General features: G+C 52.0%; 9 protein-coding genes and 1 pseudogene. 6 read left to right on the top strand and 4 right to left on the bottom strand.

Going from position 1 to position 16,198, the window contains the following annotated elements; genetic code table 11:
• The first annotated feature begins 38 nt into the window (after nucleotides 1-38).
• The 4 genes from glnE to H0248_RS13560 all read left to right on the top strand — a co-directional run bounded on the left by glnE (nucleotide 39) and on the right by H0248_RS13560 (nucleotide 6,868).
• Entirely contained in the window at nucleotides 39-2,894 is a 2,856-nt protein-coding gene (glnE, locus tag H0248_RS13575) for a bifunctional [glutamate--ammonia ligase]-adenylyl-L-tyrosine phosphorylase/[glutamate--ammonia-ligase] adenylyltransferase (RefSeq protein ID WP_180786326.1), read from the top strand.
• Between the two features lie 120 nt (nucleotides 2,895-3,014).
• A complete protein-coding gene (gene hldE / locus H0248_RS13570) occupies nucleotides 3,015-4,451 on the top strand; it encodes a bifunctional D-glycero-beta-D-manno-heptose-7-phosphate kinase/D-glycero-beta-D-manno-heptose 1-phosphate adenylyltransferase HldE (protein ID WP_180786325.1) in 1,437 nt (478 codons plus the stop codon).
• A 136-nt stretch (nucleotides 4,452-4,587) separates the two neighbouring features.
• On the top strand, nucleotides 4,588-6,642 hold the full coding sequence (gene ligA, locus H0248_RS13565) for an NAD-dependent DNA ligase LigA (protein WP_180786324.1): 2,055 nt from the start codon (nucleotides 4,588-4,590) through the stop codon (nucleotides 6,640-6,642).
• Nucleotides 6,643-6,646: 4 nt separating this feature from the next.
• Nucleotides 6,647-6,868 carry a DUF3820 family protein gene (locus H0248_RS13560; protein WP_039465978.1) on the top strand — a complete coding sequence of 74 codons (222 nt, stop codon included), beginning with the start codon at nucleotides 6,647-6,649 and terminating at the stop codon, nucleotides 6,866-6,868.
• Nucleotides 6,869-6,957: 89 nt separating this feature from the next.
• Here H0248_RS13560 and H0248_RS13555 read toward each other — a convergent pair whose 3' ends face one another.
• From H0248_RS13555 to garD, 4 genes and pseudogenes are all read right to left on the bottom strand, one after another.
• Entirely contained in the window at nucleotides 6,958-7,314 is a 357-nt protein-coding gene (locus H0248_RS13555) for a FlxA-like family protein (protein ID WP_110162492.1), read from the bottom strand.
• A 323-nt stretch (nucleotides 7,315-7,637) separates the two neighbouring features.
• Nucleotides 7,638-8,036 (bottom strand): annotated as a pseudogene (locus H0248_RS22365) (FlxA-like family protein).
• 193 nt (nucleotides 8,037-8,229) lie between these two features.
• Nucleotides 8,230-9,765, bottom strand: coding sequence for a methyl-accepting chemotaxis protein (locus tag H0248_RS13545; protein WP_180786323.1), 1,536 nt, complete (start codon nucleotides 9,763-9,765; stop codon nucleotides 8,230-8,232).
• 792 nt (nucleotides 9,766-10,557) lie between these two features.
• Nucleotides 10,558-12,132 carry a galactarate dehydratase gene (gene garD / locus H0248_RS13535; protein ID WP_014916496.1) on the bottom strand — a complete coding sequence of 525 codons (1,575 nt, stop codon included), beginning with the start codon at nucleotides 12,130-12,132 and terminating at the stop codon, nucleotides 10,558-10,560.
• Nucleotides 12,133-12,675: 543 nt separating this feature from the next.
• Between garD and H0248_RS13530 the strand changes: the two genes are divergently transcribed.
• Entirely contained in the window at nucleotides 12,676-14,028 is a 1,353-nt protein-coding gene (locus H0248_RS13530) for an MFS transporter (protein WP_100018243.1), read from the top strand.
• 818 nt (nucleotides 14,029-14,846) lie between these two features.
• Nucleotides 14,847-16,184, top strand: coding sequence for an enolase C-terminal domain-like protein (locus H0248_RS13525; protein WP_110162496.1), 1,338 nt, complete (start codon nucleotides 14,847-14,849; stop codon nucleotides 16,182-16,184).
• Nucleotides 16,185-16,198 lie beyond the last annotated feature (14 nt).

Raw genomic sequence — 16,198 nt, 5'->3', positions numbered from 1 at the left:
TTGTCAGTGAGGATAGGCGGCGCATCAAGGGAACCCCTATGTCGATACTTCCTTTGCCCGCTTTACCTGTGCTTCTGACGGAACACTCTCAGCGTGCTCTGTCGCGTTTGCGGGAAGCTGCACCTGATGAACCGATAACTGACAGTGACTCTGCTGTGCTGGCATTGAGCGATTTTGTCAGCGATGCGCTTGCGCTCCATCCTGACTGGTGGCAAGGGATTCATCAGCAACCGCCGCAGCCCGAAGAGTGGCAGCATTATGCCGACTGGTTGAACAATGCATTGGCCGATGTTCACGATGAAAATGCGTTGATGGCCGCGTTGCGCCGGTTTCGTCGCCATATGTTGACGCGAATTGCGTGGTCGCAGGCGCTGCAAACCAGTACGACGGAACACACGCTACGTCAGTTGAGTGAGCTGGCTGAGGTGGTGATCGTAGCGGCCAGAAGCTGGCTATATCAAGCTTGTTGTCGCGAGTGGGGCACACCTTGCAATGCGCAGGGCGTGGCTCAGCCTCTGCTGATTCTTGGCATGGGAAAACTGGGTGGGGGAGAACTTAACTTCTCTTCGGATATCGACCTGATCTTCGTCTATCCCGAAAATGGTCATACGCAAGGCGGGCGACGCGAGCTGGATAACGCGCAATTCTTCACGCGCTTGGGGCAACGGCTGATTAAGGTGCTGGACCAGCCGACCGTCGATGGTTTTGTTTACCGTGTGGATATGCGGCTACGTCCCTTTGGTGACAGCGGCCCGCTGGTGCTCAGCTTTGCGGCCATGGAAGATTATTATCAGGAGCAGGGCCGTGATTGGGAACGCTATGCCATGGTCAAAGCGCGCTTGATGGGGGGAATGGACGATGACTACAGTCAGGAATTGCGCAGTACGCTGAAGCCCTTTGTCTTCCGTCGCTATATCGATTTCAGCGTGATCCAGTCGCTGCGAAATATGAAGGGCATGATTGCCCGCGAAGTGCGTCGACGGGATCTGCGCAATAACATCAAGCTGGGTGCGGGCGGCATTCGTGAAATCGAATTTATCACGCAGGTTTTCCAACTGATTCGTGGCGGGCGTGAACCAGGATTGCAGGGGCGCTCGCTGCTGCCTACGCTACAGCATGTAGGAACGCTGGGATTATTAACGCCGCAGCAGGTACTCGATCTCAGTACCTCTTATCTGTTTCTGCGTCGTTTAGAAAACTTGTTGCAGGCGATTGCCGATGAACAGACACAAACCTTGCCGGGTGATGAGCTGAATCAGCAGCGGCTGGCATGGGGAATGGGTTTTGACAACTGGGACACGCTGCAATCCATGCTGGAACAGCATATGCAGGCGGTGCGTCACGTCTTTGATGACCTGATTGGCGATGATGCGCCGGACAATAATGACATCCCCGAACATAGCAGCTATAGCAGTCTATGGCAGGACACGCTGGATGGCGGCGAATTGGCTCCGCTGACGCCGCATCTCTCGGAAAGCGTGCGTGAAAAGCTGATGCGGACGATTGTGGAATTCCGTCACGATGTGGCGAAACGCACGATAGGGCCGCGCGGGCGAGACGTGCTGGATCAGCTCATGCCGTGTTTGCTGGCGGAAGTCTGCGCTCGTCAGGAAGCGGATACGGTGCTGTCTCGTCTGACGCCGCTGCTGCTGGGGATCGTCACACGCACCACTTATCTTGAACTGCTGCTGGAGTCTCGCGCTGCGCTCGGCCAACTGATTCGCCTGTGCGCGGCGTCGCCAATGGTGGCCAGCCAACTGGCACGCTATCCCCTGCTACTGGATGAATTGCTCGATGCGTCAACGCTGTATCAGCCGACGGCACCGGGTGCGTATGCCGATGAGCTACGCCAGTATTTGATGCGCGTCCCTGAAGATGATGAAGAACAGCAGTTGGAAGCCGTTCGCCAGTTCAAGCAGTCGCAGCAGCTACGCATCGCCGCAGGGGATATCGGTGGTGTACTGCCCGTGATGAAAGTGAGCGATCACTTAACGTATTTGGCGGAAGCGATTATCGCGGCCGTGGTTCAGCAGGCGTGGGGACAGATGGTGGCGCGCTATGGCCAGCCGTCTCATTTGCAGCATCGTGAAGGCCGTGGGTTTGCGGTTATTGCCTATGGCAAACTCGGCGGCTGGGAGCTGGGATACAGCTCCGATCTGGATTTGGTATTCTTGCTGGATTGTCCATCGGACGTGATGACGGATGGCGAACGCAGTATTGATGGTCGTCAGTTTTATTTGCGCCTCGCACAGCGAGTGATGCATCTGTTTAGTACCCGGACGTCATCAGGCATTTTGTATGAAGTGGATGCCCGTCTGCGGCCATCGGGCGCGGCGGGTATGCTGGTGAGTACGGTAGAAGCGTTTGATGAGTATCAACGCAATGAGGCATGGACGTGGGAGCATCAAGCACTGGTGCGTGCGCGTATGGTGTACGGCGAAAGCGGTGTGCAGCAAACATTTGAGTCTATTCGTCGCAGCATTCTATGTGCAGAGCGTGACGCGGAGACGCTGCGAACCGAAGTGCGCGAAATGCGCGAAAAAATGCGTCAGCATCTGGCGAACAAAGATAAAGCACTCTTTGACATCAAAACGGATGCGGGCGGCATTACGGATATCGAATTCATTGCTCAGTATCTGATGCTGCGTTACGCCGCTCAGGAACCGCGTTTGACCCGTTGGTCGGACAACGTGCGTATTCTGGAACTGATGGCGCAATATGGCGTAATGGAAGAGAGCGAAGCCAATGCGCTCAAGCTGGCCTACGTCACCATGCGCAATGAACTGCACCATCTGGCCTTGCAGGAGTTGTCCGGTCGGGTCAGCAAGGATCGATTTGTTGCGGAGCGGGAGCAGGTGCTGGTGAGTTGGAATAAGTGGCTGGTAGGAGCGTAAGTTCCACCTATCTATATGGTCAAATGTGCTGTGCGGTTTAGAGCCGCACAGCAGTGGCGTGTATGATACGTGCCTATGATATTATTACGCGCATTATGCGAAATAAGCCTGGAGTAGAGGATGAAAGTGACGCTGCCTGATTTCCGTCAAGCGGGTGTATTAGTGGTCGGTGATGTCATGCTGGATCGTTACTGGTATGGGCCGACCAGCCGAATTTCACCAGAGGCACCGGTGCCTGTGGTCAAGGTTGATACGATCGAAGAGCGCCCAGGCGGCGCGGCGAACGTCGCAATGAACATCGCTGCATTGGGCGCGGGATCGCGTCTGGTGGGGTTAACGGGCATTGATGATGCTGCTCGCGCACTGAATGCCAAACTTGGCGAAGTGAACGTGAAGTGTGACTTTGTCGCTGTTCCTACGCATCCGACGATCACCAAGCTACGCGTGTTGTCACGTAATCAGCAGTTGATCCGACTGGATTTCGAAGAGGGCTTTGAAGGGATTGATCCTCAGCCGATCATCGAGCGTATTCAACTGGCGCTGCCAAAAATTGGCGCGCTGGTGCTGTCTGACTATGCAAAAGGCGCATTAGCGCATGTACAAACCATGATTCAGACGGCAAAAGCGGCTGGCGTTCCGGTACTGATCGACCCGAAAGGCACGGATTTTGCCCGTTACCGTGGCGCGACGTTGCTGACGCCAAACCTGTCTGAGTTCGAAGCGGTGGCTGGGCGTTGCAAAACGGAAGACGAGCTGGTTGAGCGCGGTATGCAACTGGTGGCCGATTACGATCTGTCCGCGTTACTGATTACCCGTTCCGAGCAAGGGATGACGCTGCTACAACCGGGCAAAGCACCGCTGCACTTGCCGACGCAGGCGCAGGAAGTGTACGACGTGACCGGTGCGGGCGATACCGTCATCGGTGTGTTGGCCGCTGCGCTGGCGGCAGGTAACCCGCTGGAAGAAGCCTGTTTCCTGGCGAATGCTGCCGCAGGCGTCGTCGTCGGCAAGCTGGGTACGTCCACGGTCACGCCGATTGAATTGGAAAATGCTATCCGCGGCCGTGCCGACACTGGATTTGGTGTCATGACCGAAGAACAGCTGAAACATGCCGTTGAACTGGCGCGTCAGCGTGGCGAAAAGATTGTGATGACCAACGGCTGCTTCGATATTCTGCACGCCGGACACGTGTCTTACCTAGCAAACGCCCGCAAACTTGGTGACCGGTTAATCGTTGCAGTAAACAGCGATGCGTCGACCAAACGCCTGAAGGGGCCGACTCGTCCCGTCAACCCGCTGCCGCAGCGCATGATCGTGCTGGGTGCACTGGAAGCCGTCGACTGGGTCGTGCCGTTTGAAGAAGATACGCCGCAGCGCCTGATTGCCAGCATTCTGCCGGACATTCTGGTGAAAGGTGGAGACTACCAGTCACATGAAATCGCCGGTAGTGAAGAAGTCTGGGCCAACGGCGGTGAAGTGAAAGTCCTGAACTTTGAGGACGGCTGTTCCACGACGAACATCATCAACACGATTAAAGCCAACACGTCTCAATCTTAAATGAAATAAAACTGACGGTGCTCGCAAGATTTCGGCACCGTTAGGCCGCAAGCTAATGATTCTCGCTCTGGTAGATCACGAGCGAGAATCATAACAATCACGACGCCGACAGGGCGACACGTCAGATAAAACAGGTATGAAACCAGTGAAGAAAGAACCAGCCGAAGTGAATGCGGCCGCACTGCGGGTAGCGGAGTTGCGCCGGGTCTTACGCCATCACGAATACAAATATCACGTTGAAGATGCGCCCGACATTCCTGATATCGAATATGACAAGCTCATGCAGGAACTGAAAGCGTTAGAGGCGGATCACCCCGAGTTGGTGACCAGTGATTCTCCCACGCAGCGCGTGGGCGCGGCACCGCTGGCGGCATTTGAGCAGGTACGTCATGAAGTGCCGATGTTATCGCTGGATAACGTATTTGATGAAGAGAGCTATTTGGCCTTCAGCAAGCGAATTGGCGACAGGCTTAAAAACGGTGACGATCTGACATTCTGCTGCGAACTGAAACTGGATGGTTTAGCCGTCAGCTTGTTGTATGAAGAGGGTGTTTTGGTACAGGCGGCCACGCGCGGGGATGGCACGACCGGGGAAAATATCACCAGTAACATTCGTACCGTTGCAGCGATTCCACTGCGCCTTGAGGGTGACAATATTCCGCGTCGTGTTGAAGTACGCGGTGAAGTGTTTATGAAGCACAGCGGTTTTGAAAAGCTGAACGAAGAGGCTCGTCGTACGGGGAGTAAAGTTTTTGCTAACCCGCGTAACGCTGCCGCCGGATCGCTGCGCCAGCTTGATCCGCGCATTACGGCTAAGCGTCCACTGACCTTCTTCTGCTATGGCGTAGGCCTGCTGGAGGGCGGTGAGTTGCCTACGAGCCACTGGGAGCGGCTGATGCAGTTCAAGGCGTGGGGATTGCCGGTTAGCGACAGAATTAAACTATGCACGGGTCCGGCTGAAGTACTCGATTTTTATCGTCAGGTTGAGCAGACCCGCAGTTCGTTAGGCTTTGATATCGACGGCGTCGTTGTCAAAGTTGACTCTCTGGAACTGCAGGAGCGGTTAGGGTTTGTTGCCCGTGCGCCTCGCTGGGCGGTGGCCTTTAAATTCCCAGCGCAGGAGCAACTGACCTGGGTGCGCGATGTTGAGTTTCAGGTCGGGCGTACAGGTGCGATTACGCCGGTTGCGCGTTTGGAACCCGTCGCTGTGGCTGGGGTTATCGTCAGCAACGCCACGCTGCATAATGCCGATGAAATTGAGCGGCTAGGTTTGCAGATTGGTGATCGCGTGATTGTGCGTCGAGCGGGGGATGTGATCCCGCAGATCGTCGGCATCGTGGAATCTGAGCGGCCAGAAACGGTGCGCCCGATCGTTTTCCCTGCGGCCTGTCCCGTATGTGGATCTGACGTTGAACGCGTAGAAGGTGAGGCCGTCACGCGCTGTACCGGTGGCCTGATCTGCGGTGCCCAGCGCAAAGAGGCACTGAAGCATTTTGTTTCTCGTCGCGCATTGGATGTGGAAGGCATGGGCGATAAGATCATCGATCAACTGGTGGAAAAAGAGTACGTCAAGACGCCAGCCGATCTGTTTCGTCTGAGTGCAGGGATCATGACGGGGCTGGATCGCATGGGGCCGAAATCCGCGACGAATCTGGTCAATGCGCTGGAAAAGGCGAAAAGCACCACGCTGGCACGTTTCCTCTATGCGTTGGGGATCCGTGACGTTGGCGAATCGACGGCGGCTAATCTGGCCGCGCATTTTGGTTCGCTGGAAGCCCTTTTTGCTGCCAATGAAGACGCGCTGCTGGAAGTGCCGGATGTCGGTAAAGTCGTCGCCGCGCATGTGCGCCATTTCCTTGAGGAAGAGCACAACCAAACCGTGATCCGCGAATTGACCGATCCCGCTGGCATCAACATTCACTGGCCTGAGGTTCAGGTCGTCAATGCTGAAGAGATCGACAGCCCATTTGCGGGGAAAACGGTGGTATTGACCGGATCGCTAAGTGTTCTGTCCCGCGACGAAGCCAAAGATCGGCTAACGGCGTTAGGGGCTAAAGTAAGCGGCAGCGTCTCGAAGAAAACCGATATGGTGATTGCTGGTGAAGCCGCGGGCTCTAAACTGGCGAAGGCGCAAGAATTGGGGATTCCAGTGATCGATGAGGCGGAAATGATCCGACTATTGGGGGCGTAAACGGATGGAAAAAGAAGACCTGATAGACATTGCCACGATGCAGATGCCGTTTGGTAAATACAAAGGGCGAGTGCTGATCGATTTACCAGAAGAGTACCTGCTGTGGTTCTCCCGCAAGGATGAATTTCCTAAAGGTCGCTTAGGGGAATTGATGCAGATTACGCTGGCAATCAAGATAGAGGGTCTGCAAGGGTTGGTCACGCCGCTGAAGCGGCCTCGTCCCTGATTATCATTTCCTGTCGTAACCTCTGACGAAAAAGGTCGCTTCATTGAAGCGACCTTTCACGTTAACTGGCTACCCATCCCTGACGCAGGCTAGACGTAGATATTAATCTGGTTGTCTGCTGTCGGGCGGTTAACGCCTTCTTGTTTAGCACTTTGAGTCGAAGTTGAGGAATCAGACTGCTGTTCTGATTTTTCACTCTGCAAGCGGGCAATTTGTGCCTGTAACGCCTGGATCTGCGCTTGAATGGCCTGCTGCTGTTGTTCGATCAGTTTACGTTCATCATCGCTTTCTGCGCTGGAGGCCGATTCGGTCAGTTTACTCACCTGTTTGGTAAGCGCCTGAACCTGCTTGGTGAGCTGCGCAATCTGTTGCTCCGAGGTGTTGCTGCTTTTACTGCTGCTTGCCGTGGTTGTCGATACGCTGATACTGCTGATGGTGTTTGACATTTTCCCTCCTGAAAAGATGCCGATGTACCCGTCATACTTCAAGTTGCAGGTGCGTTGGCTGCGTTTAGTCGCCCGAATCACTTACTTATGTAAGCTCATCGGGACTCCCTCGCTTGCCGCCTGCCTGAAACTCGAATTATTTAGGGTTGATACCCGAATGACTTGGGCTACATGCCTGTGCAACGGCAATTTAAGCACTTTCTCGAAGGGGATATTGTTGGCAATGAAACATGAAATGCTCACTTTCCTGACAGCTCATGTAACAAAATGTATCAGTCAGGAAAGGGAGGAAAAGAAAGAGGGGAATACGCCAGATATTGTAGTTAGACGTAGATATCAACACCGCCTTTTTTGGCTTTATTTTCAGTTGGTTGTGATGTTGTTTTTGATACGGCTTCCATCGCTTTCTTTTCCGCTTCTTCTTTTTGGATGCGGGCAATTTCGGCATAGAGCGCCTGGATTTGCGCCTAGATCATTTGCTGCTGCTGTTTGATAAGTTTGCGCTCGTCTTCACTTTGCGCATTGGCGGCATCTGTGCCCAGTTCTTGTAGCTTTTTGGTCAGCTGTTTGATTTGATTTTGTAATGCGGCAATCTTTTGCTGAGCACCACTACTGCCAGCAGGCGCAGACTTACTCTCACCCGCCGACGCAGCCTTATTATCTGTATTAGCTGTAGACTTACTGGCCGTAGAGGCCGTCGCTACGTTTGATACCGTATTCATGGTAATCCGGCTGATATCATTAGCCATCACTTCCTCCTGAAATAAGTCAATTCTGCAGTGATTATCGGCAGTCTCGCCCTGTTCTTTACGAAAAATTTACAAAACTACGGGGATGATATGCGCTTGCTGGAGGGAAAGAAAGGGGGGCAAGGGGCTTTCTACTCCCTTGCCCTAATGGATGAGATGACGTTAGCTAACTACCGTACACGTTAATCGCGCTCGTTAGCCGCCTTGCCTGAAGGTTGAGACCTTCAGCGGCTTCTGTTGAGTGCGTCACCATATCGGTGTTGCGCTGTGTCATTTGTTCTATCTGTGCAATAGAGGTATTGATCAGGCCCAATGCCGAGGTTTGCTCATGCGTTGCGTTGCTGATCTCTTTGATCATAGTGGAGACCTGCAAGACTTCATCAACGATGTCGCTGATATGTTTGCCGGCGTTCTCGACCATTATGCTGCCCTGTTTCACACTTTCGACGTTGGCGTCGATCAGCGTTTTAATCTCTTTGGCCGCAGAGGCGGAATGCTGCGCCAGATTGCGAACCTCAGCGGCCACTACCGCAAATCCGCGCCCCTGTACGCCCGCACGAGCGGCTTCAACGGCCGCATTCAGCGCAAGGATGTTGGTCTGGAAGGCAATACTGTCTATCACGCCAATGATATCAACGATTTTATCGCTGGCGCTGGAGATGGAATCCATCATGCCGATGGTTTCCTTCATGATATTGCCACCTTTAAACGCGGTGCTGCTGGCGGCTTCTGCCATGGTGGTAGCCTGTGCCGCTGTTTCTGCACTCTGCTGCACGGCAACGGTAATTTCTTCAATGGCGGCGGCAGTTTGTTGCAGATTAGCCGATGTCTCTTCCGTGCGGGTATTCAGGTCGACATTGTTTTCCGCCAGCTTATGGCTGACGTTGGTGATGCCGTTTACCTGCGTACTAACGTCGTCGACAAGCGAATGCAGGTTCAGGCCAAACTGGTTAACAGAGCGTAGCAGCAAGCCGATTTCGTCGACTCGGTTCAGGTGGACATGCTTTACTTTACGGCCCGATACCACATGCTGAGCCTGCTTCAGTATCATCCTGATTGGCTGGGCAATTTGCCTTTGCAGAAACTGATCCATGATGACGATGAGCAGTAGCGTCAGTGCCAATAGCCACAGCGGATTCATGCCAGTGAACGCAAGCAGTGCGGGAATGAGGCCCACCGCTAAGACTGCCAGGCGCAAACGCCAGCGGACTGATAATTTCTGCAAGAGCGACAGTGGTGAAAAGAGTCCGGTGCGAACGACTAACCCTTTGTAGAACTTACGGCTGCCCGTCTGTTTTTTCTGCACGGCGCTATACAGCGTTTCGGCATGCTTGATTTCTTCGGCGTTGGGCGTGTTACGTACTGATATATAGCCTGCGAGCTGCTCCTGCTGATAAACCGGCGTAACGTTGGCGCGAACCCAGTAGTGGTCACCGTTATTGCGACGATTTTTAACTAATCCAGTCCAGCTATCGCCTTGTTTCAGCGTAAACCACATGTCGGCATAGGCTTCAACGGGCATATCGGGATGGCGCACAATATTGTGAGGCTGGTTGATGAGCTGCTCTTCGGAAAAACCACTGACCGTAATGAAGGCAGAGTTGGCATAGGTAATGTGGCTGTGAATATTTGTCGTGGACATCAATATGGTGTCCATGTCTAACAGATACTCCTGCTGTGTAACAGGTGTATTTAATCTCATTAGAAACCCCGGCGTACGTATCCCGCTCAGTTTCCAGGTTCAGACACGCTGGCCGCTTTTCTCGCCTCAGACGCTCTGGTTATTACAGAGGCTGAAACGCAGTGTCGCTGCCAAATGGTTCGTCCCGTGAAATCTGTCAGGCATATTGCTGTGTAAATATTCAAGTTATTCAAATGGGTATACTGAAATTTTTTGGGTGGCTTACTCATTTATATAAAATAATGTTATGCATTATTTATGAGTGGGCTATTGACCCTATATTGTGCGTGATGGAGATTTTGTAACTGTATCCGTCATACTTCAAATTGCATGTGCGTTGGCTGCGTTCAGTCACCCGAATCACTTACTCAAGTAAGCTCATCGGAACTCCCTCTCTTGCCGCCTGCCTGAAACTCGAATTATTTAGGGTATATATTTTTGTAACAAATATGTCATCAGTGTTAGCACGCTTTTTCAGCACGCGTAAATTTATGATGAGGATGATTATCTGTCAATTGATTCATTTTATTAGCAATAAATAATTGCTAAAAAATGATTAAAAATAGGTGGGTGTTAAAAAATAGGGATTATTCTTAATAGGTATTTTGGAATTGATGAATTTGACGCTAAAAAGAATAACTTGTTAAGTTTTTTTTATTTTTTCTTTGCATGAATGAAATTAAATGTTGCTACCCTGCTGTTTATTCTTTTAATTACGGCCTTTATTTCATTTTTATTGCTGCTAAAGTTATTGTAGATCAAATAACGCTATCCGCAGACCAGATAATGACGCTGGCCTGCGGAGAACGGTAATCAGGTTACCGGCGCTGGATTGAAGACGGCCAGAGCATTATGCAGCCCCCACTGATCGGACCAGGTTTTTTTCTTGCCGCTGGCGATATCCAAAATGAAGTGGAAAAGCTGCCAGCCTACGTCTTCGATCGTAGCCTCTCCGGTAGCAATGGTACCGGCATCAATATCCATCAGATCGTGCCAGCGGTTTGCCAGTGCGGTGCGGGTCGCCATTTTGATGACGGGTACCGCCAGCAGGCCATAGGGGGTACCACGACCAGTAGTGAAGACCTGCACGGTGATACCGGAAGCGAGTTGCTGCGTGCCACACACAAAGTCGCTGGCCGGCGTTGCGGCGTAAATCAGCCCGCGTTTGGTTGGGCGCTGTCCGGGGGACAGGACTTCGACAATCGCGCTGGTGCCGGATTTGGCGATGGAGCCAAGCGCTTTTTCCACCACGTTCGCGAGGCCACCTTTTTTGTTGCCCGGCGATGGGTTAGCGCTACGATCGGTCTGCCCGCTGTCGAGGTAGTTATCGTACCAGGCCATTTCTTCCAGCAGGCGTTTACCGACTTCTTCATTGATGACGCGTGGCGTTAACAGATGAATGGCGTCGCGCACTTCGGTCACTTCGGAGAACATGACGGTTGCGCCGCAGCGTACCAGCAGATCGGATGCAAAACCCACGGCTGGGTTCGCGGTGACGCCGGAGAAAGCATCGCTGCCGCCACACTGCATGCCGACAACCAGCTCAGAGGCTGGGCAGGTTTCACGCTGACGTTTGTTCAACCGCTGTAGGTGCTTGTCTGCCATCGTCAGAATGTCATCCACCATCGATCTGAAACCAACGTGGTGTTCATCCTGCAAGCGGACAATGCTGGTGTCGTCAAGGGAGATGGCCTGTACGTCAGACGTCCCTTCCAGCAGGCGTTCCGGCTGTAATTTTTCACAGCCCAGACCAACCACCAGTATCTCGCCACCAAAATTTGGGTTCAGCGCCAGATTGTGAATAGTACGGATAGGAACCACCGCAGCAGGGGCATTGATTGCTACGCCACAGCCATAAAGATGGTTGAGTGCGACAACGCCATCCACATTGGGATATCTCGGTAATAAATCGCGCTCGATAATTTTGACGACATAGTCGACCACGCCCGCGACGCAGTGCACGCTGGTGCTGATGCCCAGCAGATTTTTCGTGCCTACGCTGCCGTCGGCGTTGCGGTAACCTTCAAAGGTATAACCTTCCAGCGCAGGTAGCGCGGGGGGAATTTTGGTCGCTAGCGGCAGGGTTTCCAGCGCGGGAGCCTGAGGCAACTCGACCAGCGATTCATCGATCCAGCTTCCTTTGGCAATATCACGCAGCGCATACCCGATAATTTCACCATAGCGGATGATGGCGCCTGATTTGGCGATATCCACAAGGGCCACTTTATGACCTTGCGGAACATGCTCAATTAATTCCAGATCATCGTTAAAGCGGGTTCCGGCACGTAAGCCATTATTATTAACAACAATGGCAACATTATCAGAATCGTGGACCTTAATATAAAGTGGCTGCTCTTGTGCAGCATTACTTTCTGATTTATCTGACATGATGCAAGCCTTTATTATTGGTTTATCAGAAACGCGGTGATAACTATTATCACGCTATTATTTCATTGCTCGCTAACGAGTATACGTGAGGTTCTCTTCTCGTACATTATGCAATTGACCTAAGCCAGCGCTTTTTGTTTCTGATTTATCAGGCGAAGACCCAATTTTCGGTGAGTTTGATCACATTCTGACTGCGCACGGTTTTTCAGGAGGAAATAACAATAATGTGTATAAATGTAAAAAGAGAATGGCGGTGTTTTTCGTGAAATACCTCGCATTATATCGTGCAAGTGCACCAACATATTCAAAAGGACATTTTTAATGTTGTGCTTTTAGCTAGTGAGCAGTCAGCGGGTAAAAATTATAATGTTCCTGCGAGTTGAAGATGTCAGCTAATTACTCTGATGCTATATAGCCTGGCTATTCGCAAAAAAAATAAAAATGGGAATGTTAACTATCCACTGATCTTCATTCTGATAACCCTACACCGTTATCTGTTATTCGGAATGAATGAGCGAACCGCGATTGAAGCAGGAGTTCATCATGAATACAGTAAGCTCAGCAGCTGGCGCGATACAAAAGAGAACAAACGCCCGCTACTGGATTGTCGTGATGTTGTTTATTGTCACGTCATTTAACTATGGAGACCGTGCGACCTTATCCATTGCTGGTTCAGCAATGTCTAAGGAAATTGGGTTGGATGCGGTGGGGATGGGTTATATCTTCTCAGCGTTCTCCTGGGCGTATGTGATTGGACAAATACCTGGGGGCTGGCTGCTCGATCGCTTTGGCTCAAAGAAAGTCTACTTCTACAGTATCTTGACCTGGTCGCTTTTTACTTTATTACAAGGCTTTGTCGACGTTTTCAGCGGCGCGGGCATCGTTATTTCTCTGTTCCTCCTGCGCTTTATGGTCGGCTTGTGTGAATCGCCTTCCTTCCCGGGAAATAGCCGCATTGTGGCTGCCTGGTTCCCTGCACAAGAACGTGGTACTGCCGTCGCGATATTCAACTCGGCACAGTATTTTGCCACGGTCATTTTTGCACCGATCATGGGATGGCTGACGCAGGCAGTTGGCTGGGCGCACGTGTTCTGGTTCATGGGCGGCTTGGGTATCATTCTGAGCTTCATCTGGCTGAAAGTGATCCACGATCCGAAAGATCACCCAGGTGTGAATCAGGCCGAGCTGGACTACATCGAAGCCGGTGGCGCACTGATCAATATGGACGCCAAAGGGACGAAAAAAGCGACTGAGAAAGGCGAAAAATGGCATCAGATCAAGCAATTAATGCAGTCTCGCATGATGCTGGGTGTGTATATCGGTCAATACTGTATTAACGCACTGACCTACTTCTTCATCACCTGGTTCCCGCTTTATCTGGTTCAGGCTCGTGGTATGTCGATCCTCAAAGCGGGATTTGTCGCCTCGGTGCCTGCTATCTGTGGTTTTGTCGGGGGCGTTCTGGGCGGAATTATTTCCGATTACCTGATGCGCCGGACCAACTCCCTGACCTTTGCCCGTAAAACACCCATCGTTCTCGGTATGTTGCTCTCCATGTCGATGGTGATTTGTAACTACGTTGAAACCGAGTGGGTGGTTATTGCGGTGATGTCCGCAGCCTTCTTCGGTAAAGGCATTGGTGCGCTGGGCTGGGCGGTTATGGCCGATACCGCACCGAAAGAAATCAGCGGATTGAGCGGTGGGCTGTTCAATATGTTCGGTAACGCGTCTGGTATCGTGACGCCGATTGCGATTGGCTACATCATCGGAATGACCGGTTCCTTCAACGGGGGTCTGGTGTATGTCGGGATCCATGCGCTGGTTGCGATCTTCAGCTACCTGTTCATCGTGAAAGATATTAAACGTATCGAATTGAAGCCGTTCGTTAAGAATTAAGGTCATTCGTTACTGCATTCATCTGAATATAGGCAATAACACGAAACGCTGCGCTATCGTACTGATGGCGCAGCGTTTCGCTATATACCCGTCATACTTCACGTTGCATGTGCGTTGGCTGCGCTACTCGGTCCACTTACGTGGACCTCGCCCCGTTGGGGCCGCTGCAAGCAGCGTTCAAACCTGCCTCTTGCAGATTTGTCACTCACCCGAATCACTTACTTGAGTAAGCTCATCGGGACTCATTCTCTTGCCGCCTGCCTGAAACTCGAATTATTTAGGGTATAGGCTTGCCGTTTATTTACTTCATGGAAATCCGGGTTTTATCTCTGTGAAATCGGCTGCTGGGAAGACGTATTTCGGTGTTTATAAGGCGGAAATTCGCTTTGCCCGGTTTTCGTGAAACACCTCCCATTGGCCTGTGATAATGACATATTTAATCTGCATTTCGACAGGGAATGCTGTGCTATTGCCCAATGAGTTGTGAAATAAGAAAACTTATACTTTTTACTGAGGTTGGTAAGGCGGTACGGAGTACAACATCGCTTTCCTGACTGGTTTATTTCGGTATCGGGACAGTTATAACCTGTTTTTATTCTGATAACCCTACAAGCAGTGTTCAGTTCAAATCAGAGTAAAAACAAGGTCGCGCTAATAAAGTAGGAAAACAACATGAAATCATCTACTGGTGCACCATCTGTTTTTTATTTCTGTATGACTGAATTATTTTCATCTGCTTCAACGCGCCCCTGCGTTGTGGCAAACATCGGAAACCTAAGCGTCAATCCTGTGCGCTCCATTTGTGACGGGAGCCTGTAATGACAAACTTTTCAGCGACGCCTGTGATTACCGACATGAAAGTCATCCCCGTTGCGGGCTATGACAGCATGCTGCTGAACATCGGCGGTGCGCATGGTGCTTACTTCACGCGTAACCTCGTCATTTTAACCGACAGCGCCGGGCATACCGGTGTCGGCGAAGCGCCCGGTGGTGAAGTCATTTACAACACGCTGGTTGAAGCCATTCCTCGTGTAAAAGGCGAACAAATCGCCCGAATGAACCGTCTGGTTCATGACATTCATGTCGGCAACCAATCTTCTGATTTTGATTCCTTCGGCAAAGGTGCCTGGACGTTTGAGCTGCGCGTGAATGCGGTGGCAGCACTCGAAGCGGCGCTGCTCGATCTGCTGGGGCAATTTATGGGTGTCCCCGTTGCCGAACTGCTGGGGCCGGGTAAACAGCGTGATGAAGTCACCGTGCTCGGTTATCTGTTCTATATCGGCGACCGCACGAAGACAGATCTACCTTACTTATCAGGTGAGAAAGGCAAGCACGAGTGGTATCACCTGCGTCACCAGCAGGCGATGGACAGCGAGGCGATTGTGCGTTTGGCCGAAGCCACGACTGACCGCTACGGATTTAAAGATTTCAAACTCAAAGGTGGCGTGTTGCCCGGCGAGCAGGAAATCGATGCCGTGAAGGCGCTGAAGAAACGTTTCCCAGATGCGCGTATTACCGTTGATCCAAACGGTGCCTGGCTGCTGGATGAAGCGATTGGTTTGTGCAAAGACATGAAGGGCATTCTGACCTACGCGGAAGACCCGTGCGGTGCGGAACAAGGTTTCTCCGGTCGTGAAGTGATGGCGGAATTCCGCCGCGCCACTGGGCTGCCAGTCGCGACCAACATGATTGCCACCAACTGGCGTGAAATGAACCATGCCGTGATGCTACAGGCGGTCGATATCCCGCTGGCCGATCCGCATTTCTGGACGATGCACGGTGCGGTGCGTGTCGCCCAACTGTGTGATGAGTGGGGTCTGACGTGGGGCTGCCATTCCAATAACCACTTCGATATTTCTCTGGCGATGTTCACGCACGTGGGGGCTGCGGCACCGGGTAACCCGACGGCGATCGATACGCACTGGATCTGGCAGGAAGGGCAGCATCTGACCAAAGAGCCGCTGCAAATCGTCAACGGTAAAATTAAGGTGCCGGATCGTCCCGGTCTGGGGATTGAGCTGGATATGGAACAGGTCATGAAAGCTCACGATCTGTATAAAAAATTACCGAGCGGGGCACGTAATGATGCCGTTGCCATGCAGTACCTGATTCCTGGTTGGAAATTTGACCGTAAACGCCCGGTTTTTGGCCGCTAACCCTACAGTGAAAA

The organism is Pectobacterium brasiliense, assembly GCF_013449685.1.
GTDB classification, from domain to species: Bacteria; Pseudomonadota; Gammaproteobacteria; order Enterobacterales; family Enterobacteriaceae; genus Pectobacterium; species Pectobacterium brasiliense_A.
The sequence above is the reverse complement of the archived record's forward strand: the minus strand, read 5'-3'. Positions and strand labels throughout refer to the sequence as shown.

Bases quoted from the DNA above. Each gene is read 5' to 3' on its own strand.
- garD (WP_014916496.1), bottom strand. From the start codon at position 12,132: ATGTCAGATAAATCAGAAAGTAATGCTGCACAAGAGCAGCCACTTTAT.
- H0248_RS13530 (WP_100018243.1), top strand. From the start codon at position 12,676: ATGAATACAGTAAGCTCAGCAGCTGGCGCGATACAAAAGAGAACAAAC.
- H0248_RS13555 (WP_110162492.1), bottom strand. From the start codon at position 7,314: ATGTCAAACACCATCAGCAGTATCAGCGTATCGACAACCACGGCAAGC.
- H0248_RS13525 (WP_110162496.1), top strand. From the start codon at position 14,847: ATGACAAACTTTTCAGCGACGCCTGTGATTACCGACATGAAAGTCATC.
- glnE (WP_180786326.1), top strand. From the start codon at position 39: ATGTCGATACTTCCTTTGCCCGCTTTACCTGTGCTTCTGACGGAACAC.
- ligA (WP_180786324.1), top strand. From the start codon at position 4,588: ATGAAACCAGTGAAGAAAGAACCAGCCGAAGTGAATGCGGCCGCACTG.
- H0248_RS13560 (WP_039465978.1), top strand. From the start codon at position 6,647: ATGGAAAAAGAAGACCTGATAGACATTGCCACGATGCAGATGCCGTTT.
- hldE (WP_180786325.1), top strand. From the start codon at position 3,015: ATGAAAGTGACGCTGCCTGATTTCCGTCAAGCGGGTGTATTAGTGGTC.
- H0248_RS13545 (WP_180786323.1), bottom strand. From the start codon at position 9,765: ATGAGATTAAATACACCTGTTACACAGCAGGAGTATCTGTTAGACATG.